Annotated in this window: 18 protein-coding genes; 11 read left to right on the top strand and 7 right to left on the bottom strand. The window is 68.6% G+C overall.

All coding sequences use genetic code 11. The features are described from left to right. Nucleotides 1-92: 92 nt before the first annotated feature. From C3942_RS10545 to acs, 3 genes are all read left to right on the top strand, one after another. Nucleotides 93-410: a DUF485 domain-containing protein gene (locus tag C3942_RS10545; protein WP_104230352.1), complete on the top strand. Its 318-nt coding sequence runs from the start codon at nucleotides 93-95 to the stop codon at nucleotides 408-410. 2 nt (nucleotides 411-412) lie between these two features. Beyond that, nucleotides 413-2,065: a cation acetate symporter gene (locus C3942_RS10550; RefSeq protein WP_104230513.1), complete on the top strand. Its 1,653-nt coding sequence runs from the start codon at nucleotides 413-415 to the stop codon at nucleotides 2,063-2,065. A 187-nt stretch (nucleotides 2,066-2,252) separates the two neighbouring features. Beyond that, on the top strand, nucleotides 2,253-4,217 hold the full coding sequence (gene acs / locus C3942_RS10555; protein WP_104230353.1) for an acetate--CoA ligase: 1,965 nt from the start codon (nucleotides 2,253-2,255) through the stop codon (nucleotides 4,215-4,217). A 188-nt stretch (nucleotides 4,218-4,405) separates the two neighbouring features. On the opposite strand, the gene C3942_RS10560 is transcribed toward acs, so the two are convergent. Continuing rightward, the gene (locus C3942_RS10560; RefSeq protein ID WP_104230354.1) at nucleotides 4,406-5,140 is read right to left on the bottom strand and encodes a FecR domain-containing protein; all 735 of its coding nucleotides are present in this window, start codon (nucleotides 5,138-5,140) and stop codon (nucleotides 4,406-4,408) included. A 94-nt stretch (nucleotides 5,141-5,234) separates the two neighbouring features. Between C3942_RS10560 and C3942_RS10565 the strand changes: the two genes are divergently transcribed. From C3942_RS10565 to C3942_RS10580, 5 genes are all read left to right on the top strand, one after another. After that, complete coding sequence (locus C3942_RS10565; RefSeq protein ID WP_104230355.1) at nucleotides 5,235-6,062, top strand: hypothetical protein; 828 nt, start codon at nucleotides 5,235-5,237, stop codon at nucleotides 6,060-6,062. Between the two features lie 128 nt (nucleotides 6,063-6,190). Then, nucleotides 6,191-6,883 (top strand): PspA/IM30 family protein, encoded by a 693-nt coding sequence (locus C3942_RS10570; RefSeq protein WP_104230356.1) that lies wholly within the window; start codon nucleotides 6,191-6,193, stop codon nucleotides 6,881-6,883. Nucleotides 6,884-6,894: 11 nt separating this feature from the next. Then, nucleotides 6,895-7,032, top strand: coding sequence for a hypothetical protein (locus tag C3942_RS22275; RefSeq protein WP_165797415.1), 138 nt, complete (start codon nucleotides 6,895-6,897; stop codon nucleotides 7,030-7,032). Nucleotides 7,033-7,041: 9 nt separating this feature from the next. After that, nucleotides 7,042-7,332 (top strand): YiaA/YiaB family inner membrane protein, encoded by a 291-nt coding sequence (locus C3942_RS10575; RefSeq protein ID WP_104230357.1) that lies wholly within the window; start codon nucleotides 7,042-7,044, stop codon nucleotides 7,330-7,332. Nucleotides 7,333-7,347: 15 nt separating this feature from the next. Beyond that, nucleotides 7,348-8,142, top strand: a complete 795-nt coding sequence (locus tag C3942_RS10580) for an alpha/beta hydrolase (RefSeq protein WP_104230358.1) — start codon at nucleotides 7,348-7,350, stop codon at nucleotides 8,140-8,142. Here the strand turns inward: C3942_RS10580 and C3942_RS10585 are convergent. Continuing rightward, the gene (locus C3942_RS10585) at nucleotides 8,061-8,687 is read right to left on the bottom strand and encodes a TetR/AcrR family transcriptional regulator (RefSeq protein WP_165797416.1); all 627 of its coding nucleotides are present in this window, start codon (nucleotides 8,685-8,687) and stop codon (nucleotides 8,061-8,063) included. The genes C3942_RS10580 and C3942_RS10585 overlap by 82 nt on opposite strands. 65 nt (nucleotides 8,688-8,752) lie before the next feature. On the opposite strand from C3942_RS10585, the gene C3942_RS10590 reads away from it, so the two are divergent. The 3 genes from C3942_RS10590 (at nucleotide 8,753) to C3942_RS22540 (ending at nucleotide 13,003) form a co-directional block, all read left to right on the top strand. Then, nucleotides 8,753-9,397: a hypothetical protein gene (locus tag C3942_RS10590; protein ID WP_104230360.1), complete on the top strand. Its 645-nt coding sequence runs from the start codon at nucleotides 8,753-8,755 to the stop codon at nucleotides 9,395-9,397. Nucleotides 9,398-9,431: 34 nt separating this feature from the next. Then, a complete protein-coding gene (locus tag C3942_RS10595) occupies nucleotides 9,432-11,315 on the top strand; it encodes an MFS transporter (protein WP_104230361.1) in 1,884 nt (627 codons plus the stop codon). Nucleotides 11,316-11,959: 644 nt separating this feature from the next. Next, nucleotides 11,960-13,003 carry an FHA domain-containing protein gene (locus tag C3942_RS22540; protein WP_207766051.1) on the top strand — a complete coding sequence of 348 codons (1,044 nt, stop codon included), beginning with the start codon at nucleotides 11,960-11,962 and terminating at the stop codon, nucleotides 13,001-13,003. Between the two features lie 72 nt (nucleotides 13,004-13,075). Here the strand turns inward: C3942_RS22540 and C3942_RS10605 are convergent, their stop codons facing one another. From C3942_RS10605 to tkt, 5 genes are all read right to left on the bottom strand, one after another. Then, nucleotides 13,076-13,870 carry an AAA family ATPase gene (locus tag C3942_RS10605; RefSeq protein ID WP_104230514.1) on the bottom strand — a complete coding sequence of 265 codons (795 nt, stop codon included), beginning with the start codon at nucleotides 13,868-13,870 and terminating at the stop codon, nucleotides 13,076-13,078. A gap of 164 nt (nucleotides 13,871-14,034) precedes the next feature. After that, on the bottom strand, nucleotides 14,035-16,245 hold the full coding sequence (locus C3942_RS10610; RefSeq protein ID WP_207766053.1) for a DEAD/DEAH box helicase: 2,211 nt from the start codon (nucleotides 16,243-16,245) through the stop codon (nucleotides 14,035-14,037). Between the two features lie 18 nt (nucleotides 16,246-16,263). Continuing rightward, nucleotides 16,264-17,442: a phosphoglycerate kinase gene (locus C3942_RS10615; RefSeq protein WP_104230362.1), complete on the bottom strand. Its 1,179-nt coding sequence runs from the start codon at nucleotides 17,440-17,442 to the stop codon at nucleotides 16,264-16,266. A gap of 100 nt (nucleotides 17,443-17,542) precedes the next feature. Continuing rightward, nucleotides 17,543-18,544: a type I glyceraldehyde-3-phosphate dehydrogenase gene (gene gap / locus C3942_RS10620; RefSeq protein ID WP_104230363.1), complete on the bottom strand. Its 1,002-nt coding sequence runs from the start codon at nucleotides 18,542-18,544 to the stop codon at nucleotides 17,543-17,545. An 84-nt stretch (nucleotides 18,545-18,628) separates the two neighbouring features. After that, nucleotides 18,629-20,635, bottom strand: a complete 2,007-nt coding sequence (tkt, locus tag C3942_RS10625; RefSeq protein ID WP_104230364.1) for a transketolase — start codon at nucleotides 20,633-20,635, stop codon at nucleotides 18,629-18,631. Between the last annotated feature and the right edge of the window lie 81 nt (nucleotides 20,636-20,716).

Here is a 20,716-nt window from a genome sequence, read left to right on the forward strand (position 1 = left end):
TCATTGTTTTTTCTCGATATCCCGGCTGGCATCCTAACTGCTCCATGAAAAGCACAAGCAGCATCCAGCTGCCCGCGCACGGAGGAGAAACGATGCCCACTGAACTGCTGGAGCGGATCGGCCGCGATCCGCATTACCTGGAACTGACCCGCAAGCGCTCGCGCCTGGCCTGGGTCCTCACCGCCATCATGCTGGCGGTGTACTACGGCTTCATCCTGCTGATCGCCTTCGCGCCCGACGTCCTGCGCCAGCGCATCGGCGACGGTGCCACCACGCTGGGCTTCCCGCTCGGCATCGGCGTCATCCTCACCGCGATCCTGCTGACCGGCATCTACGTCTGGAAGGCCAACGGCGAGTACGACCGCCTGACCGCCCGCCTGCACGAGAAAGTCGGGGGAGGCCAGCCGTGAACCTGCGCAAGCTCCTCGCCGCCTCCGCCGCGGCCCTCGCCCTGCCCGCCCATGCGGCCGGTGCCCTCGAAGGCGCCACCACCAAGTCCGAGATCAACCCCATCGCCATCGCGATGTTCCTGGTGTTCGTCGGCCTGACGCTGTTCATCACCAAGTGGGCGGCCGGACGCACCAAGTCGCGCGCCGACTTCTACGCCGCCGGCGGCGGCATCACCGGCTTCCAGAACGGACTGGCGATCGCCGGCGACTACATGTCGGCGGCCTCGTTCCTGGGTATCTCGGCGCTGGTGTTCGGCTCCGGCTTCGACGGCCTGATCTACTCGATCGGCTTCCTCGTGGGCTGGCCGATCATCATGTTCCTGATCGCCGAACGGCTGCGCAACCTCGGCAAGTTCACCTTCGTCGATGTCGCCGCCTACCGCCTCGGCCAGACGCCGATCCGCACGCTCGCCGCCTCCAGCACGCTGGTGGTGGTCGCCTTCTACCTGATCGCGCAGATGGTCGGCGCCGGCCAGTTGATCAAGCTGCTGTTCGGCCTGGACTACTCCACCGCGGTGGTGATCGTCGGCGTGCTGATGGTGGTCTACGTCACCTTCGGCGGCATGCTCGCCACCACCTGGGTGCAGATCATCAAGGCGGTGCTGCTGCTGGGAGGCGCCAGCTTCATCGCCTTCATGGTCATGCGGCACGTCGGCTTCTCCTTCGACCGCATGTTCACCGAAGCCATCGCGGTCCATCCGAAGGCCGACGCCATCATGGGCCCCGGCGCACTGGTGAAGGACCCGATCTCGGCGATCTCGCTGGGCCTGGCACTGATGTTCGGCACCGCCGGCCTGCCGCACATCCTGATGCGCTTCTTCACCGTGAAGGACGCCAAGGAAGCGCGCAAGAGCGTGTTCTACGCCACCGGCTTCATCGGCTACTTCTACATCCTGACCTTCATCATCGGCTTCGGCGCCATCATCCTGGTGGGCTCCAACAGCATCTACCTGGATGAAAAGGGCGGCCTGCTCGGCGGCAACAACATGGCCGCCGTGCACCTGGCCCACGCGGTGGGCGGCGAAGTGATGCTGGGCTTCATCTCGGCAGTGGCCTTCGCCACGATCCTGGCGGTGGTCGCTGGCCTGACGCTGTCCGGCGCCGCCGCGGTATCGCACGACCTCTACGCCCACGTCTTCGCCCGCGGCAAGGTCGACGACGCCAAGGAGTTGAAGGTCTCGCGCATGGCGACACTCGCGCTGGGCGTGGTGGCGATCCTGCTCGGCATCGTGTTCGAGAAGCAGAACGTCGCCTTCATGGTGGGCCTGGCCTTCGCGGTCGCGGCCAGCACCAACTTCCCGATCCTGATCCTGTCGATGTTCTGGAAGGGCCTGACCACGCGCGGCGCCGTGATCGGCGGCGGGCTCGGCCTGGCCACCGCGGTGACGCTGACCGTGCTCGGCCCCGCCGTATGGGTGAAGGTGTTCGGCTACGCCGAACCGATCTTCCCCTACGACGCTCCCGGCCTGTTCTCGATGACCGTGGCCTTCGTCGGCTGCTGGCTGTTCTCGGTGCTCGACAGCTCCGCGCAGGCAGCACGCGAGGCGGCGCTGTTCGAGGGCCAGCTGGTGCGCTCGCAGACCGGCATCGGCGCCAGCGCGGCCTCGTCGCACTGAACCATGCCAAGGCCCCGGCGCTCTTGCGCCGGGGCCTTGGCGCAACGAGCTGGCGGGCATCCGCCCTCCTACTGACTCAAGGACATGAACGATGGACTTGGATACGGCTTCATGCCATAAGAACGCCCCGGACCGCGTAGCGTCCACCCGTGACAACGACATCGCAACCAGCTCTGCGGAGACAGGCATGAGTTCCGACAACATCGCATCCGTCCTAACCGAGAACCGCGTATTCCCGCCGCCGGCCGAGTTCGCCGCGCGGGCGCGCCTGAATGCGGAGAAACTCGCCGCGCTGCACGCCGAGGCGCAGGCCGACCACACCGGATTCTGGGCCGGCCTGGCGAAGAAGAACCTCGGCTGGCAGACGCCGTTCACGCAGGTGCTGGACGACAGCGCCGCGCCGAACTACCGCTGGTTCACCGACGGCAAGCTCAATGCTTCCGCCAACTGCCTGGATCGCCACCTGCTGGCGCGGGGCGACAAGATCGCGATCCGCTTCGAGGGCGAGAAGGGCGACACCCGCAACTACACCTACAAGCAGCTCCACGCCGAGGTCTGCAAGCTCGCCAACGTGCTCAAGGCCCAGGGCGTGAACAAGGGCGACCGCGTGGTGATCTACATGCCGATGGCGCCCGAGGCGGTCATCGCCATGCAGGCCTGCGCCCGCATCGGCGCGATCCACTCGGTGGTGTTCGGCGGCTTCTCCGCCAGCTCGCTGAAGGACCGCATCGAGGACACCGGCGCCCGCCTGCTGATCACCGCCGACGGCGGCCACCGCGCCGGCAACATCGTGCCGCTCAAGAAGGTCGCCGACGAGGCACTCGCCGCCGGCTGCAAGACCATCGGCAAGGTCATCGTGCACCAGCGCACCAGCCATGGCGTGGACATGCAGGCCGGCCGTGACCTGTGGTGGCACGAGCTGATGGACACCGCCTCCGAGCGCTGCGAGCCGGAATGGGTCGAGTCCGAGCACCCGCTGTTCCTGCTCTACACCTCCGGCTCCACCGGCAAGCCCAAGGGCATCCAGCATTCCACCGGCGGCTACCTGCTGGGCGCGACGATGACCACGCAGTGGGTCTTCGACATCCGCGACGACGACGTCTTCTGGTGCACCGCCGACGTCGGCTGGATCACCGGCCACTCCTACGTCGCCTATGGCCCGCTGGCCAACGGCGCGACGATCCTGATGTACGAAGGCGCCCCGACGATTCCCGATGCCGGCCGCTTCTGGAAGATCTGCCAGGACCACGGCGTGACCATCTTCTACACCGCGCCCACCGCGATCCGCGCGCTGATGAAGCTGGGCGAGGAATGGCCCAACAAGTACGACCTGTCGAAGCTGCGCCTGCTGGGCAGCGTCGGCGAGCCGATCAATCCCGAAGCCTGGATGTGGTACCACCGCGTGATCGGCAAGGAGCGCCTGCCGATCGTGGATACCTGGTGGCAGACCGAGACCGGCGCCATCATGATCGCGCCCGTGCCCGGCGCCATCACCACCAAGCCCGGCTCCTGCACCAAGCCCCTGCCCGGCATCTGCGTCGAGGTGGTGGACGAGGCCGGCACGCCGATCAGGGAACAGGATGCCGGCGGCTACCTCGTCGTCTCCAAGCCCTGGCCGTCGATGCTGCGCACGGTCTGGGGCGACAACGAGCGCTACATCAAGACCTACTGGGGCCAGTTCCAGAACAAGTACTACGTCGCCGGCGACTCCACCCATCGCGACGCCGACGGCTGCTACTGGATCATGGGCCGCGTCGACGACGTGCTGAACGTCTCCGGGCATCGCCTGGGCACCATGGAGGTGGAGAGCGCCCTGGTCTCGCACCCGCGCATCGCCGAAGCCGCCGTGGTCGGCCGCCCGCACGAGGTCAAGGGCGAAAGCGTCTTCGCCTTCGTCATCGCCAAGGGCCCCCGCCCGACCGGCGAGGAAGCCGACAAGCTGGCCAAGGAACTGCGCGACCACGTAGCCAAGGAGATCGGCGCGCTGGCCAAGCCGGACGACATCCGCTTTGCCGACAACCTGCCCAAGACCCGCAGCGGCAAGATCATGCGCCGCCTGCTGCGCTCCATCGCCAAGGGCGAGGAGATCACCCAGGACACCAGCACGCTGGAGAACCCTGCGATCGTGGCGCAGCTCAGCGGCAAGGCCTGAGGATCGTCCTGCCTCTCCCTCCGGGAGAGGTCGCGCCGAAGGCGCGGGCGAGGGAGTCGCGAGCAACAAGCAACTGCACGCACTTGTTGCTCGCGCCCCTCACCTCGGCAACTGCTCCCTGCGTTGCCCTACCTCGGGCATCCATGCCCTCGCCCTCCCCTCTCCCGAAGGGAGAGGGGCTTGGGGGCCTAGTACTCCCGCCGCGGCCCCTTGTACTGCCCCGCCTCCAGCTTGAACGGCACCTCGCGGCCCACCAGCGCCTCCAGCGTCATCAGTTCCAGGTCGGTATGCCACTGGAAGGAGGCGGGAACGATGCGGCGGCCGTTCTGCGGCTTGGCCAGCACGTAGCGCGGCGCATCGTGGTGCCGCGCCACGATCTCCTCGCGCACCGCCGGATCGTCGCCGGCCTCGATCTGCACGCGGCCATAGCAGGTGCAGACATAGGTCTTCTCCGGGTCGGCCTCGAAGTAGACGCCGGTGCCGCGGATGCCGATGGTGGCGGTCGGCGTGTACACCGACAATTCACGTTCGCGCCGGCCGAATACCGTCAGCATGGCGCCGCTGACCAGGCGGAAGAACTGGCGCGCGGCGCGGCCGGCATCCAGCTTCAGCTCCGAATCGCCGCGCAGGATCAGGGCATCCTGCCCGACCACCGCAACCAGGCTGGCACCCTTGCCGGTCTTCACGTGATCCTCGGGACCGATCGGGGTGTCGCGGCTTGCGGGCCGGCCGTTGACCAGCACCTCGCCCTGCATCGAGAAGATCGAGCGCCCCTGCGGAAGCTTGCCGGGCAGTTCGCCGAGCACACCGGCCAGGGCCTGGGTCTGCCAGCCGCTGCCGCCGGCCAGCAGGCCCAGGGACAGGGCCTGCAGCAGGAACTCCCGGCGGGAATCGTCGGCTTCGTCGTCAGCTTGCGGCTTCATGGTCTTCCCCCGTCAACCGTCCCAGTTCAGCATGCCCTGGCCGCGGCCACCAGTATCTGGTTCACAATGGCTCCCGGGGAAACAGGGGGAATCCATGGGCAAGAGGCCGATCGCCGTGCTGGGCCTGAGCTGCTGCGCCGCGCTGGCGCCGGCACGGGCCGCCGACTTCTCCGGGGAGTTCGCGCTCGGGCAGGACAGCAACGTCGCCAACGTGCGCGAGGGCGGCCGGGAACGCAGCGACCGCTTCGCCCTGCTGGCCGCGGGCGTCGACCGGCCCTGGCGCCTGTCCGACTCCAGCACGCTGCTGTGGCGGCCGCAGCTGGAAGCCCAGCAGTTCGACGACTGCCGGGGCCTGTCCAGCCTGCAGCTGGGCCTGCAGGCCCGCTGGCTCTACCGGCCCGGCGCCGGGTTCCACGTGCCGGTGCTGGAGCTGCTGGCCGGCGCCACGGCCTGGGAGTTCGACAGTCGCCTGCGCGACGGCGCGCAGTACCGGTTCGGCGTCTTCGCCAGCGCCCCGCTCACCACCCGCATCGGCCTGCGCGCCGGTGCGCAGCTGCGCCAGCGCCGCGCCGACTCGGCCGTGTTCGACACCGATGTCCGCATGCTCGGCGCCGACCTCGACTGGGAGCTGCGCCCGGGCAGCACGCTGTACCTCGGCTACCAGCATCTGGACGGCGACCTGGTCTCCACCGCCCCCACCGCCCCCGCCGCGTCCGACGCCGTGGCGCCGGACGATGTCTTCGACGGCGAGACCGCCTTCCGCCTGGACTCGCGCGCCGACATCGGCACGCTGGGCCTGAACCACGCCCTGTCGCCGCAACTGGCGCTGGACCTGCAGGGCCGCGGAATCCGAGCCCGCGCCGAGACCGGCGCGCGCTACGAGCGCCGCCAGTTGCTGCTCAGCCTGCTGTGGCGCTGGTGAGCGCCGAGCAGCGGCTATTTTTCCAGTCGCCGCAAGCCCTTGCGTGATCCCTGCATTGACAGCCCGGGCACTTGCTCCTAACTTCAATGAACAACGTTCAGTTTTGAACGGACACGGAGGAGACGTTCATGCCGAGCCTGCTTCATCGCATCCGCAGCCTGGTCACCGCCCAGGCCCACCACCAGATCGACGGGATCGAGAATCCGCAGGTGATGGCCGCCCAGGTGCTGCGCGAACTGGGCGACGACCTGCAGCAGTCCAACCAGGCCCTGGTGGTCTCGCTGGGCGCCGAGAAGCAGCTGCAGCGCCAGCGCGAGACCGCCGGTGCCGAGGCCGCGGACTGGGAGCAGAAGGCCGAGCGCCTGCTGCAGTCCGGCGACGAAATCCGCGCGCGCGGCGCCCTGGAGCGTGCGGTGCAGGCGCGCAGCCGCTCGCAGGCGCTGGAGACCCCGCTGGCGGCGGCGCAGCGCGCCACCGCGCGGCTGCGCGAGCAGGTGCAGCGCCTGAAGGCCGAGCTGGAGACCGCGCACGGCCGGGCCGCCGTGATCAACGCCAACCAGACCGCCGCCACCGCCCTGGGCAGCGCCGCGCGCGCCAGCGACAGATACACCCGCGCCATGGACCGCGCGCAGCAGATGGACCGCCTGTCGCAGAAGGCCTCGCGCTACGAATCCGAGGCCGAGGCGGCGGCCGAACTGCTGAACGAGGACGGCCGCTTCGAGCGCGAGGTCGCCCAGGTCGACCTGGCGGCGGCAGTCGATGCCCGCCTCGCGGAACTGAAAGCGCGCCTGGCCGGCCGTACCGCCGTGCCCGACAATTGATCAATGTTCATATGAGCACCCCGCGTTCGCCCGAAGGCTTTTCGCCGCTGCGCGCCGCCCGCCTGCTGCTGGCCGCCGCGGCGATGGCCTTCGTCTTCGCCCTGCCAGGCAGCCTGCGCCTGGCGCAGGAACTGCTGCACCTGATCTGAGAACCGCACATGGATACGACCGACAACTTCGACTCCACCCGCCTGGACTCGCCGGGCTGGATCTTCTTCGTCAAGGCCTCCTTCGCCTGCGCGCTGGGCGGCATGGTCTTCGGCCTCACCGTGATGCCGGTGGAGATCTGGATGCGCGGCTACATGATCCTGGGAACCCTGTTCCTCACCGGCGCCACCTTCACGCTGGCCAAGACGCTGCGCGACCAGTTCGAGGCCAACAAGCTGATCAACAAGGTGGCGCAGGCGCGTACCGAGAAGCTGCTGAAGGAATACGGCATCCAGAACTGAAGAAGGAACAGCCCCATGAGGCCGCTGATCATGCTCGCCCTGCTGCTGGCGGCCCTGCCGGCCGCCGCCGGTGCCGGACAACCGGTGGTGCTGCTGCACGGACTGGCGCGCAGCGCCGCGTCGATGGAACCGATGGCGCAGGCGCTGCGGCGCGAGGGTTACCAGGTCTGCAACATCGACTATCCCTCGCGCGCGCACGACGTGACGGAGCTGGCGCACGATCACGTGGCGCCGCAGGTCGCGCGCTGCTTTCCGGGCGAGGTCCGGCCCATCCACTATGTGACGCATTCCATGGGAGGCATCCTGGTGCGCCAGCTGGCAGCCACCGGCGAAGCCGGCCGCATCGGCCGCGTGGTAATGCTGGGGCCGCCGAACCAGGGCAGCGAGATCGTCGATCGTGCCGCGGGCTGGCCGCTGTTCCGTCACTACGGCGGTCCGGCCGGAGGCGAGCTGGGAACCGGCGAGGGCTCCGCGGGGCGGCGTCTCGGCCCCGCGCCGTTCGAGCTGGGCGTGATCGCCGGCGACCGCTCCTGGAACGTCCTGCTGTCGCTGGTGATCCCCGGCCCGGACGACGGCAAGGTCGCGGTGACGCGTACCCGCCTGGACGGCATGCAGGACTTCCTGCTGCTGCCGACCAGCCACCCGTTCATGATGCGGCAGCCGGAAGCGCTGCGGCAGACCCTGCACTTCCTGCGGCAGGGTCGCTTCGATCGGGAACGGGACCGGCGTCAGGACCGCCGGACCGCCTTCGCGCGCGAGGACGCGGCACCGAAGAACGCCGCGATCATCTCCTCGCAGTACAGCCGGTAGTCGCTGCTGCGTCCGCCCCAGCTCAGCTTGCCGCTGACCGCCAGGGAACAGATGCCATGGATGCCCCCCCAGAACGTGGTCGCCCGCAGGCGCAGGGATTCGGCCTTGAGCCGGGGCTCCAGCATCGCCAGCGTGGCTTCCACCAGCTCGAACAGGCGGCGGATGCGTGCGTCGGCACTGGGGCGCGGCTTCATCTCCTCCGGCAACTGGTGCTCGAACAGCAGGCGCCAGCGATGGGGATTGCCGGTGGCGAACTCGATATAGCCCCGCGCCATCGCGCCGAGCCTCTCCCGCGGGTCGTCCAATGGCTCGATGCGGTCGCGCAGCGACAGGTAGATGGCATCGGCGGTGCGCTCGTTGAGCGCGGCCAGCAGGTCGTCCTGGTTCTGGAACAGCAGGTAGAGGTTGCCGACGGTATAGCCGATGGCCTGCGCGACCTTGCGCATGCTCAGCTCGTCGATGCCCTCCCGGACCAGGATCAGTTCCGCCGCCGCGATCGCCATGTCGCGCTGCTGCTCGCGGGTGTGGAGATTGCGTCGTCCCATGGGCCGCATTTTGTGGACAAAACTGATCGCTGTCCATTTATAGTGGGAACAGGGGGAATCACGACATGACAGGACAGGCAGTGCCCGCGGGCCGCATCCCGATGGCGGTCAAGCTCGGCTACACGCTGTTCATGGCGGTGCTGGTGCCGGTGTACTGGCATCACTACGGCCCGGCCAACTTCCTCTATTTCTGCGACGTGGCGCTGTTCCTGACGCTGGCCGCGGTCTGGACCGGACAGCCGCTGCTGGCCTCCCTGCCGGCGGTCGGCATCCTCGCCTCGCAGGGCCTGTGGCTGCTGGACTTCGCCTTCGAGTTGGCCGGCGGGCAACTCACCGGCATGACCGCCTACATGTTCGACGAGGCGCGCCCCCTGTACCTGCGCGGCCTGTCGCTGTTCCATGGCTGGCTGCCGATCCTGCTGCTGTACCTGGTGATGCGCCTCGGCTACGACCGCCGGGCGCTGTGGCTGTGGACGGCGCTCGCCTGGGCCCTGGTATGGACCTGCTTCCTGTTCCTGCCGCCGCCGTCGGCGGACCACGGCATCGGCCCGGTGAACATCAACTACGTCTGGGGTTTCAGCGATACCGAGCCGCAGGGCTGGATGCCCCCGCTGGCCTGGGTCTTCACCGAGATGGCCGCGCTGTTGCTGCTGCTGTACCTGCCGGTGCACGCCCTGCTGCGCCGCTACATGCCGGCGCCGCGCCGCTAAACTGTCGGCCACAGAACGACGAGACGGGAACACGATGAGCCAGGACAGCCAGTTCAGCCTGCTGCGGCAGCGCCGCTTCGGACCGTTTTTCCTGACCCAGGCCCTGGGCGCGTTCAACGACAACGTCTTCAAGAACGCCCTGGTCATCCTGGTGACCTTCGGCATTGCGGGATTGGCCCAGGAGCAGGTCAGCTTCTACGTGAACCTGGCGGCGGTGCTGTTCATCCTGCCCTTCTTCCTGTTCTCCGCCACCGCCGGCCAGCTGGCCGAGAAATACGAGAAGTCGCGCCTGATCCGCGGCATCAAGCTGCTGGAGATCGGCATCATGCTGCTGGGTGCCGTCGGCCTGTGGCTCGGCAGCATCCCGCTGCTGCTGGGAGTGCTGTTCCTGCTGGGTTTCCAGGCGGCGCTGTTCGGCCCGGTGAAGTACGCCATCCTGCCGCAGCACCTGCGCGAGGAAGAGCTGGTCGGCGGCAACGCCTGGGTCGAGGCCGGCACCTTCCTGGCGATCCTGCTGGGCACGGTGCTGGGCGGCTGGCTGGTGGCGCAGCCCGGCGGCACCCACTGGGTGGCGGCCGTGGTGGTGGCGCTGGCCCTGGCCGGCTACGCCGCCTGCCGCGCGATCCCGCCCGCCGCGCCAGCGGCGCCGGAGCTGCGCATCAACTGGAACCCGCTGACCGAGACCCTGCGCAACCTGCGCTTCATGCGGACCAATCGCACGGTGTTCCTGTCGGTGATGGGCATCTCCTGGTTCTGGCTCTACGGCGCCGCCTTCCTGTCGCAGATGCCGACCTACGCCAGCCAGGTCCTGGGCGGCGATCCCTCCGTGGCCACGCTGCTGCTGACCCTGTTCTCCGTCGGCATCGGCGCCGGCTCGCTGCTCTGCGAACGCCTCTCGGGCCACAAGGTGGAGATCGGCCTGGTGCCGCTGGGCTCCATCGGCCTGACGCTGTTCGGCATCGACCTGTACCTGGCCCATCCGGGCATGGCGACGGCCACCGGCCTGACCGCGCAGGCCTTCCTGGAGCAGCCCGGCGCCTGGCGCGTGGTGGCCGACCTGGTGCTGATCGGCATCTTCGGCGGCTTCTACATCGTGCCGCTGTATGCGCTGATCCAGACCCGCTCGGAGCCCTCGCACCGCTCGCGCATCATCGCCGGCAACAACATCCTCAACGCCCTGTTCATGGTCGTGGCCGGCGCCCTGGCCGTGGGCCTGTTCAAGGCGGGCCTGACGATCCCGGAGCTGCTGCTGGTGGTGGCGCTGATGAATGCGGCGGTGGCCGTGTTCATCTACTCGCTGGTGCCCGAGTTCATGATGCGCTTCCTGGTGTGGCTGCTGACGCGCACGCTGTACCGCATCGACCAGCGCGGCATGGAGCACATCCCCGACGAGGGCGCGGCGGTGATCGTCTGCAACCACGTCAGCTTCGTCGATGCCCTGATCCTCGGCGGCAACATCCGCCGGCCGGTGCGCTTCGTGATGTACCACAAGATCTTCCGCATCCCGGTGCTGAACTTCATCTTCCGCACCGCCCGTGCCATCCCCATCGCCCCCGCCAGGGAGGACGAGGCCCTGATGCACAAGGCCTTCGAGGACATCGCCGCCGCGCTGGCGGCCGGCGACATCGTCGGCATCTTCCCCGAGGGCGGCCTGACGCCGGATGGCGAGATCCAGGGTTTCCGCCCGGGCATCGAGCGCATCATCGAGCGCAGCCCGGCGCCGGTGGTGCCGATGGCCCTGAGCGGTCTCTGGGAAAGCATGTGGTCGCGCCGCGACAGCCGCCTGCGGCGCATGCGCCTGCCGCGGCGCCTGCGCGCCCGCATCGGCATGAGCGCCGCCCCGGCCGTGCCGGCGGCGGAGGCCCGCGCCGCGGCGCTGGAGCAGGCGGTACGGGAGCTGCGCGGCAGCCATCCGTGACATCGTGCCTTTACCTGCAAAAGGGCCGCGTCGGACAATAGCCCTCCGGGGAGCCTGCATTCAGCGAACATGGCGAAGATCGTCAGGAAAACACGCGAGGGCACGGAAGAAATCGAGTTGGGTTCTTTCCAGCTGACAATGGATCCGCCGTCCGGGAGGCCCCGCCGCGCCATGGCGATATCATCCTGATCGGCCTGCAGCGCCTGGATTTCGTCGATCCATAGGCCTCGCGCGCACGCCGCCGCAAAGGCCCCGCTGCGGCGGCCGCCTACCGCTGGTGACAGCTCCGGCGGTCCCGCCACCGCCCGCCGCAGCGGCCAAGCCGACCGCTGCTACGCCACCGCCCGGGAGGCGATGTCCGAACGGGTCCGCGACCTGGCATTCCTGATCGCGTAAGCTTGCCGCCGTCGGCGTCAGAAGCTGACCAATTTTGTCAGTGGCGGCTCGCCCCGGCCCCGCCCCGCCCAGGGAGCGCGGGAGGCGCGAATCTTGCACGGGGGGGCTCCAGAAGAATCCGGCCCGCCGCGGGGCCGGGGGCCGACCCATATCGGGGGATGGGGTAGGCCCATCCATTGCATGTGTCCCCGTGCCTGCCGACAATGTCACAACGAGGATTCGCACCCGTACCAGGACCCAGGACCGAGATGGCAAAGATCATCCGCAAGTCAGGCGCCTCGACCGAGGAATGGCCGCTGGGCCAGACGTCCCTGTCGATCGGCCGCCGGCCGGATAACCACATCGTGCTGCCCGACACGTTCGCGTCGGGTCGTCACGCCATGATCGGCTACGTCAACGGCCGCTATTTCGTCGAGGACCTGAAGAGCAGCAACGGCACGATCCTCAACGGCCAGCGGATCAGCCGCGCGCCGCTGAAGAACGGCGACGTCATCTACATCGGCGCCCAGCGCCTCGAATTCCACGACCAGAGCGCCAGCGTGGCCGCCGCAGCCGCGGCCGACACCATGGCCACCACGATCATGCGCGCCCCGGTGGTCCAGGAGCCGCCGCCGGACTCCACCCTGCCGCTGACCGGCGTGTCCGCCGTGCCGGTGCCGCCGCGCCCCTCGGCCGCTGCCGAGCCGGGCACCGAACCGCTGCTGATCCCGGCCCTGAGCGCCGTGCTGGCTCCGCCGCCCGCACCGCCACCGCCACCCCCGCCGCCACCGGTGGCCGCCGCCCCGCCGCCGCCCAAGGCGCCGCCGCCGGCCAGCCTGCCTTCGTCGCCGATCGCCGGCTTCAACTTCATCCTGCCCGAGCTCGGCACGCCCAAGCCGGCGGAGCCCGCAGCGCCCCCGTCGGTTGCCGACCCCCTGGAGGGCATGGCCCGCTCGATCCGGGCGCACCGCGAACGCGAGCAGCAGGACAAGCAGGAGAACGAGGCGAAGCTGCGCGCCGAGTGGGAAAAGATCGTGAGCTACAGCGAGACGCTGCAGGCCAAGCTCAAGGACGACCCGCGCATCCGCTACTTCAACGTCTCGCGCCGCAGCGGGGAGGTCGCGATCCGCGTGCAGCCCGACCCCAAGCTGCCGCAGCAGTCCATCGTGCTGAGCCAGGAGCATCCGGACCACAAGACCGGCGTGATCTCCGGGGTCTGGCTGCGCATGACCGGCATGCCGGACCGCTGCCACAGCAGCGCCGACGCCGTCATCGGTGAACTGGCCCGCACCGTGGCCTTCCTGTTCGTCTGAACCCGGGCCGGCTTCAGCGGCAACGAAAAACGGCGCCCTCGGGCGCCGTTTTTCGTGCTGCGGGCCGTTGCCCTATGAACGCCTCGCCATGAAGGCAACGCGTTCGAACAGATGCACGTCGGCTTCGTTCTTCAGCAGCGCGCCGTAGAGCGGCGGCAGGCTCTTCTTGGTCGAGGCATCGTGCAGCACGGCCGGATCGATGTCCTCGGCCAGCAGCAGCTTCAGCCAGTCCAGCAGCTCCGAGGTGGAAGGCTTCTTCTTCAGGCCCGGGATGTCGCGCAGGCCGAAGAACACCTCCATCGCTTCCTTGATCAGGTGCTTCTTCAGTCCGGGGAAATGCACGTCGACGATCTGCTGCATCGTCTCCTTGTCCGGGAAGCGGATGTAGTGGAAGAAGCAGCGGCGCAGGAAGGCGTCCGGCAGTTCCTTCTCGTTGTTGGAGGTGATGATGATGATCGGACGGTGCTTGGCCTTGACGTTCTCGCGCGTCTCGTAGACGTAGAACTCCATCTGGTCGAGTTCGCGCAGCAGGTCGTTGGGGAACTCGATGTCGGCCTTGTCGATCTCGTCGATCAGCAGCACCGGCGCCACGTCGCTGTCGAAGGCCTCCCAGAGCTTGCCCTTGATGATGTAGTTGCGGATGTCCTTCACCGACTCCTGGCCGAGCTGCGAATCGCGCAGGCGCGACACCGCGTCGTACTCGTAGAGGCCGTGCTGGGCCTTGGTGGTGGACTTGATCGCCCAGTCGATGAAGGGGCGGCCCAGCGCCGCGGAAATCTCGCGCGCCAGCTGCGTCTTGCCGGTGCCGGGCTCGCCCTTGACCAGCAGCGGGCGCTGCAGCGTCACGGCGGCGTTCACGGCCATCATCAGGTCGTTGGTGGCGACGTAGGTATCGGTACCCTGGAAGCGCACGGGGCAGTCCTCGAAATTGCGTAAGGAGCGCAGTTTAAAGGATGGCGGGCCCGGGCGTTGCCACCCGCCACGGGGGGGTAATCCGGCGTTCCGGCCCGGCCGCGCGGGCGAAGCCCGGCTCAGGCAGGCGCGAACAGGGCCCGCAGCTCGTCCTCGCTCCAGCCGGCGATGCTGCCGGACTCCGCCAGCAGGGCGTCGGCCAGGGCCCGCTTCTGCTCCTGCATCTCGGCGATCTTCTGCTCCACCGTGCCCTCGGTGAGCAGCTTGTAGACGAACACCGGCTTGTCCTGGCCGATGCGGTGGGCGCGGTCGGTGGCCTGCTGCTCCACCGCGGGGTTCCACCAGGGGTCGTAGTGGATCACGGTGTCGGCGGCGGTGAGGTTCAGGCCGGTGCCGCCGGCCTTGAGGCTGATCAGGAACAGCGGCACGTCGCCGCGCTGGAAGCGCTCCACCAGGGCCTCGCGGTCGCGGCTCTCGCCGGTGAGCTTGAGATAGCGCATGCCCTCCTGCTGCAGGCGCTCCTCGATCAGCTCCAGCATGCTGGTGAACTGCGAGAACAGCAGGATGCGGCGCCCCTCCTCCAGCATCTCCGGCAGCAGGTCCATCAGCAGCTGCAGCTTGGCCGACTCGCTGACCCGGGCCGCCTCTTCCAGCTTCAGCAGGCGAGGATCGCAGCAGACCTGGCGCAGCTTCAGCAGCGCGTCCAGCACCACGATATGGCTGCGCGCCAGGCCGCGCGCGGCGATCTCCTCGCGCAGGCGCTGATCCATGGACAGGCGCAGCGTCTCGTACAGCTCGCGCTGCGCGCCCTCCAGCGCCACGCTGCGGATCAGGTCGGTGCGCGGCGGCAGCTCGGTGGCCACCTCGGCCTTGGTACGGCGCAGCAGGAAGGGCCTGATGCGCCGCAGCAGCTGCTCGCGCGCATCCTGGTCGCCCTGCTGCTCGATCGGCTTGCGGTAGCGCTGGCGGAACTCGGCCTCGCTGCCCAGGTAGCCGGGCATCAGGAAATTCATCAGCGACCAGAACTCGCCGAGGTGGTTCTCCATCGGCGTGCCGCTGAGGCAGAGACGGTGCCGCGCCTTCAGCTGGCTGACCTTCTGCGCAGCCTGCGAGCGGCTGTTCTTGATGTGCTGCGCCTCGTCCAGGATCAGCAGGTGGTACTCGTGCCGCGCCAGCGCCTCGTGGTCGCGTGCCAGCAGCGGGTAGGTGGTCAGCACCAGGTCGTGGTCGCGGATCTCGTGATGGCGCAGGCGCCGGTCCTGCCCCTGCAGCACCAGCACGCGCAGCGCCGGCGCGTAGCGCCGGGCCTCGCGGCGCCAGTTGAACATCAGGCTGGTGGGAGCCACCACCAGGCAGGGGCGGTCCATGCGGCCGCTCTCCTTCTCCAGCAGGATGTGCGCCAGCGTCTGCAGGGTCTTGCCCAGGCCCATGTCGTCGGCCAGCACCCCACCGAATCCGTGGGTGCGCAGGAACTGCAGCCAGTTGAGGCCCTGCTGCTGGTAGCCGCGCAGCTGCGCATTCAGCCCCTGCGGCGGCGCCACCTCGGCCACGCCGGCGAGCAGCCCCGGCGGCGCATCGCCGTCGAAGCGCAGCTGCGGCAGGTGCAGCAGCTCGTCGAGCATCAGGGCCTGCGGCCGCGGCAGCCAGAGGCGGCCGCCGGCGTCGAGCCAGGTCGCGGTGAACAGCTCGCGCAGCACCGCCAGCACCGGCTTGAGGCGGCCGGCCGGCAGGCGCAGCCAGCGGTCGCGCGACTCGTCGCGCAGCAGCAGCGGCGCATGGTCGTCCAGCGCCGCGAACTTCTGAGGCGTCCAGCCGGCACGCGGATCCTGCAGGAAGGCCACCAGCAGCGGCAGCAGCGGCAGGCGCTCGCCCTCCACGTCCACGTCCAGCGCCACGCCGAACCAGTCGCGGCCCTCGCCCTCCTGCAGCTGCAGCAGCCAGTCCGGCTCCGGCTCGTAGAGCCGGAAGCTGAAGTCGCGGTCGACGTCGATCTGCCAGCCCTCGCGCTGCAGCGCCGGCAGCGGCTCCGCCATCAGGCGCAGCCAGTCGCGTTCGCTGTGGGGGGTCAGCAGCGACGGGCGCTTGGGATCGAAGGAGACCAGGCCCAGCGCCAGCAGCCGGCGGCAGGCGACGTCCTCGGCGCCGGGATCGCGCAGCAGGAAGCCCTGGCCGTGCTCGCCCACGGCCGGCTCGCCGTAGCGGCAGCGCTGCACGCCGTAGTCGAACAGCAGCTGCGCGCAGTCGCGCACGCGCTCGTCACGGCCGCCGTAGCCGTGCTCCGTGCGCAGCAGCCGTACGACCGGCCGTGGCCATGGCGGAGAGCCCGTCACGGTCGCGACCCGTGGTCCTCAGCCTTTGGCGCGCTGTTCCAGGATCTCCACCGCCGGCAGCTTCTTGCCCTCGAGGAACTCGAGGAAGGCGCCGCCGCCCGTGGAGATGTAGTCGATGCGCTCGGCCACCTTGAACTTGTCGATCGCCGCCAGCGTGTCGCCGCCGCCGGCCAGCGAGAAGCCCTCGGCCGCCGCAATGGCCTCGGCGATGGCCTTGGTGCCGCCGGCGAAGCTGTCGTATTCGAACACGCCCACCGGGCCGTTCCAGACGATGGTGCCGCAGGACTTCAGCAGCGCCGAGAGCTTCTTGCGGGTCTTGGGGCCGATGTCGAGGATCATCTCGTCGGATTCCACCTCGTCGGCATCGCGCACTTCGGCATGCGCCTCGGCGGAGAACTCGGAGGCCACCACCACGTCTTCCGGCAGCGGGATGTCGCCGCCGCGGGCCTGGATCTTGGCCAGGATCGCGCGCGCCTTCTCCAGCATGTCCGCCTCGTGCAGCGACTTGCCCACCGGCTTGCCCATGGCGGCCAGGAAGGTGTTGGCGATGCCGCCGCCGATGATCAGCTGGTCGGCCACGTCGGCGAGGTTCTCCAGCAGGTCCAGCTTGGTCGAGACCTTGCTGCCGCCGACGATCACGGCCAGCGGCTTCTTCGGCGTCGCCAGGGCCTTGCCCAGCGCATCCAGCTCGGCGGCCAGCAGCGGGCCGGCACAGGCCACCGGCGCGAACTTCGCCACGCCGTGGGTGGAGGCTTCCGCGCGGTGCGCGGTGCCGAAGGCGTCCATCACGTAGACGTCGCAGAGCGACGCCATCTTCTTCGACAGCGCCTCGTCGTTGTCCTTCTCGCCCTTGAGGAAGCGGGTGTTCTCGCCCAGCGCGATCTGGCCCGGCTCCATGGCGATGCCTTCGATCCAGTTGGAGACCAGCGGCACGGTCCGTTCGAGCTTCTCCGACAGCCAGGCGGCCACCAGGGTCAGCGAGGCCTCGGGGTCGAACTTGCCGGCCTTGGGGCGGCCCAGGTGCGACACCACCAGCACCGAGGCACCCTTCTCCAGCGCCAGCTTCAGCGTCGGCAGCGAGGCACGCAGGCGCGCGTCGGAGGTGATGCGGCCATTGGAGATGGGCACGTTCAGATCCTGGCGGATCAGCACGCGCTTGCCGGCGAGGTCCAGGTCGGACATGCGAAGGACGGTCATTATCTTTTACTCCGTGAGGCGGAAGACGTGGGCGGGAGATCCAAGAAAAACGGGAGGGGGAGTCTTGCGTCTCCCCGCTCCCGTTCTCGTCTCCGGATGCTTACTTGGCGACGACGCGGACCATCTCGAGGCACTTGTTGGAGTAGCCCCACTCGTTGTCGTACCAGCTCACCAGCTTGACGAAGGTCTTGTCCAGCGCGATACCGGCATCGGCGTCGAAGATCGAGGTGCGGGCATCGCCGCGGAAGTCGGTGGCCACGACCTTGTCCTCGGTGTAGCCGAGGATGCCCTTGAGGGCGCCTTCGCTCTGGGCCTTCATCTCGGCCTTGATCTCTTCGTAGCTGGCCTCGCGCTCAAGCTCGGCGGTCAGGTCGACCACGGAGACGTCGGAGGTCGGCACGCGGAAGGACATGCCGGTCAGCTTCTTGTTCAGCTCGGGGATCACGACGCCCACGGCCTTGGCGGCGCCGGTGGAGGACGGGATGATGTTCTCGAGGATGCCGCGGCCGCCGCGCCAGTCCTTGCTGCTCGGGCCGTCCACGGTCTTCTGGGTGGCGGTGGTGGCGTGCACGGTGGTCATCAGGCCGCGCTTGATGCCCCACTTGTCGTGCAGCACCTTGGCCAGCGGCGCCAGGCAGTTGGTGGTGCAGGAGGCGTTGGAGATGATGGCCTGGCCGGCGTAGGTCTTGTGGTTGACGCCGTAGACGAACATCGGGGTGTCGTCCTTCGACGGGGCCGAGATGATCACCTTCTTGGCGCCGGCGGCGAGATGCTTCTCGGCGCTGGCCTTGTCCAGGAACAGGCCGGTGGACTCGATCACGACGTCGGCGCCGATCTCGTTCCACTTCAGGTTGGCCGGATCGCGCTCCTGCGTCAGGCGGATCTTCTTGCCGTTGATGACCAGCGCGCCGCCCTCGACCTTGATGTCGCCCTTGAAGCGGCCATGCACGGAGTCGTACTGCAGCATGTAGGCGAGGTAGTCCGGCTCCAGCAGGTCGTTGATGCCGACGATCTCGATGTCGCCACCGAAATTCTGCACGGCGGCGCGCAGCACGTTGCGGCCGATGCGGCCGAAGCCATTGATACCCACTTTGACGGTCATCTTACTTTTCCTTTAGTACAGACTGCGGCCATACCCGCAGGTTTCGGTTGAAAAACAAAGGGGCGCCTCGCGGCGCCCCCTCCATCATTTGCCCAGCAGAGCCGTGACCTTGGCCACGACGTTATCGACCGTGAAGCCGAAGTGTTTCATCACGGCGGCCAGCGGCGCGGACTCGCCGTAGGTGTCCACGCCGAGGACCTCGCCCTCGTCGCCGACGAAGCCGGCCCAATACAGCGACACCCCGGTCTCGATCGCCAGGCGCTTGCGCAGGGCCTTGGGCAGCACCGATTCGCGGTAGGCGGCGTCCTGGCGGCGGAAGATCTCCGCGCAGGGGACCGACACCACGCGGACATGGACGCCCTGCTCGGCCAGCTTCTTCGCCGAGTCCACGGCGAGCTGCACCTCCGAGCCGGTGGCGATCAGGATGCCCTGGGCGGCGGCGGCCGGCTCCCACAGGACATAGCCGCCGCGGCGGGCGTCGGTGAAATGCGATTCCGGATGCGCCTGCGGCACCAGGTTCTGGCGCGTCAGCGCCAGCGCCGAGGGGCCGTCCTTGCGCTCGATGGCATCCTGCCAGGCGATGGCGGTCTCGAACTGGTCGGCGGGACGCCACACGTTCAGGTTCGGGATCAGGCGCAGCGACGCGACGTGCTCCACCGACTGGTGGGTGGGGCCGTCCTCGCCCAGGCCGATCGAGTCGTGGGTGTAGACGAAGATGCTGCGGATCTTCATCAGCGCGGCCATGCGCACCGCGTTCCTGGCGTAATCGCTGAAGGTCAGGAACGTGCCGCCGAAGGGAATCAGGCCGCCGTGCAGGGCGACGCCGTTCATGATCGCCGACATGCCGAACTCGCGCACGCCGTAGTTCACGTAGTTGCCGTCGAGGCTGCCGTGGCGTACGGCCTTGTGGCCCTTGAAGTCGGTGCAGTTGGATTCGCTCAGGTCGGCCGAGCCGCCGAACAGTTCCGGCAGGCCCGCGGCCAGCGCGTCCAGCACGTTCTTGGAGGCCTTGCGCGTGGCCACCGGCTTGTCGAACTTCGCGGCCTCCGCCAGCGTCGCCGCGGCGGTCGCGGCCCAGTTTGCCGGCAGCTCGCCCTTCATGCGGCGCTCGAAGTCGGCAGCGTCCTCGGGGAACTTCTCGGCATAGGCGCGGAAGGCCTGGGTCCAGGCCTGCTGGCGCTGCCTGCCCTTCTCCAGCGCGTTCCAGCCGGCGCGGATCTCGTCGGGGATCTCGAAGGGCGCGTGGGTCCAGCCCAGCTTCTCGCGCACCAGCTTGATCTCGGCCTCGCCCAGCGGCGCGCCATGGCACTTCTCCTTGCCCTGCAGGTTCGGCGAGCCGAAGCCGATGATGGTCTTGCAGCAGACCAGGGTCGGCTTGTCCTGCGTGGCGCGGGCGGTATCGATGGCCTTCTTGATCTCGGCCGGGTTGTGGCCGTCGACGTTGCGGATCACCTGCCAGCCGTAGGCCTCGAAGCGGCCCGGCGTGTCGTCGCGGAACCAGCCCTCGACCTCGCCGTCGATGGAGATGTTGTTGTCGTCGTAGAACACCACCAGCTTGCCCAGGCCCAGGGTGCCGGCCAGCGAGCAGGCTTCATGGCTGATGCCTTCCATCAGGCAGCCGTCGCCGGTGAAGACGTAGGTGTAGTGGTCGACCACGCTGTGGCCGTCGCGGTTGTAGCGCGCGGCGAGCACGCGCTCGGCCAGCGCCATGCCCACGGCATTGGCCAGGCCCTGGCCCAGCGGGCCGGTGGTGGTTTCCACGCCCGGGGTGATGCCGTACTCCGGATGGCCGGCCGTCTTGGAGTGCAGCTGGCGGAAATTCTTCAGCTCCTCCATCGGCAGCGGGTAGCCGGTCAGGTGCAGCAGCGCGTACAGCAGCATCGAGCCGTGGCCATTGGACACCACGAAGCGGTCGCGGTTGGCCCAGCTGGTGTCGGCGGGGTTGTGGCTCAGGTAGTCGTTCCAGAGCACTTCGGCGATGTCCGCCATGCCCATCGGCATGCCGGGATGGCCGGAGTTGGCTTTTTGCACGGCATCCATCGCCAGGGCGCGGATGGCATTGGCGAGTTCGAAGCGGTTCGTCGCGGGCATGGGAAGCGGCGGCCTGAAGGGAAACAAAAAGGGCGCATATTTTCAGGGTTTGCGCGCGCCGGGGCAAGGAAACGGCGGCGG

The organism is Solimonas fluminis (assembly GCF_002930645.1).
Classification (GTDB): Bacteria; Pseudomonadota; Gammaproteobacteria; order Nevskiales; family Nevskiaceae; genus Solimonas_A; species Solimonas_A fluminis.

Coding starts and splice junctions, on each gene's coding strand:
- C3942_RS10575 (WP_104230357.1), top strand. CDS start 7,042: ATGGATACGACCGACAACTTCGACTCCACCCGCCTGGACTCGCCGGGC.
- C3942_RS10605 (WP_104230514.1), bottom strand. CDS start 13,870: ATGATGGCCGTGAACGCCGCCGTGACGCTGCAGCGCCCGCTGCTGGTC.
- C3942_RS22275 (WP_165797415.1), top strand. CDS start 6,895: ATGAGCACCCCGCGTTCGCCCGAAGGCTTTTCGCCGCTGCGCGCCGCC.
- tkt (WP_104230364.1), bottom strand. CDS start 20,635: ATGCCCGCGACGAACCGCTTCGAACTCGCCAATGCCATCCGCGCCCTG.
- C3942_RS10585 (WP_165797416.1), bottom strand. CDS start 8,687: ATGGGACGACGCAATCTCCACACCCGCGAGCAGCAGCGCGACATGGCG.
- C3942_RS10560 (WP_104230354.1), bottom strand. CDS start 5,140: ATGAAGCCGCAAGCTGACGACGAAGCCGACGATTCCCGCCGGGAGTTC.
- C3942_RS10545 (WP_104230352.1), top strand. CDS start 93: ATGCCCACTGAACTGCTGGAGCGGATCGGCCGCGATCCGCATTACCTG.
- C3942_RS10580 (WP_104230358.1), top strand. CDS start 7,348: ATGAGGCCGCTGATCATGCTCGCCCTGCTGCTGGCGGCCCTGCCGGCC.
- gap (WP_104230363.1), bottom strand. CDS start 18,544: ATGACCGTCAAAGTGGGTATCAATGGCTTCGGCCGCATCGGCCGCAAC.
- acs (WP_104230353.1), top strand. CDS start 2,253: ATGAGTTCCGACAACATCGCATCCGTCCTAACCGAGAACCGCGTATTC.
- C3942_RS10590 (WP_104230360.1), top strand. CDS start 8,753: ATGACAGGACAGGCAGTGCCCGCGGGCCGCATCCCGATGGCGGTCAAG.
- C3942_RS10595 (WP_104230361.1), top strand. CDS start 9,432: ATGAGCCAGGACAGCCAGTTCAGCCTGCTGCGGCAGCGCCGCTTCGGA.
- C3942_RS10565 (WP_104230355.1), top strand. CDS start 5,235: ATGGGCAAGAGGCCGATCGCCGTGCTGGGCCTGAGCTGCTGCGCCGCG.
- C3942_RS22540 (WP_207766051.1), top strand. CDS start 11,960: ATGGCAAAGATCATCCGCAAGTCAGGCGCCTCGACCGAGGAATGGCCG.
- C3942_RS10570 (WP_104230356.1), top strand. CDS start 6,191: ATGCCGAGCCTGCTTCATCGCATCCGCAGCCTGGTCACCGCCCAGGCC.
- C3942_RS10615 (WP_104230362.1), bottom strand. CDS start 17,442: ATGACCGTCCTTCGCATGTCCGACCTGGACCTCGCCGGCAAGCGCGTG.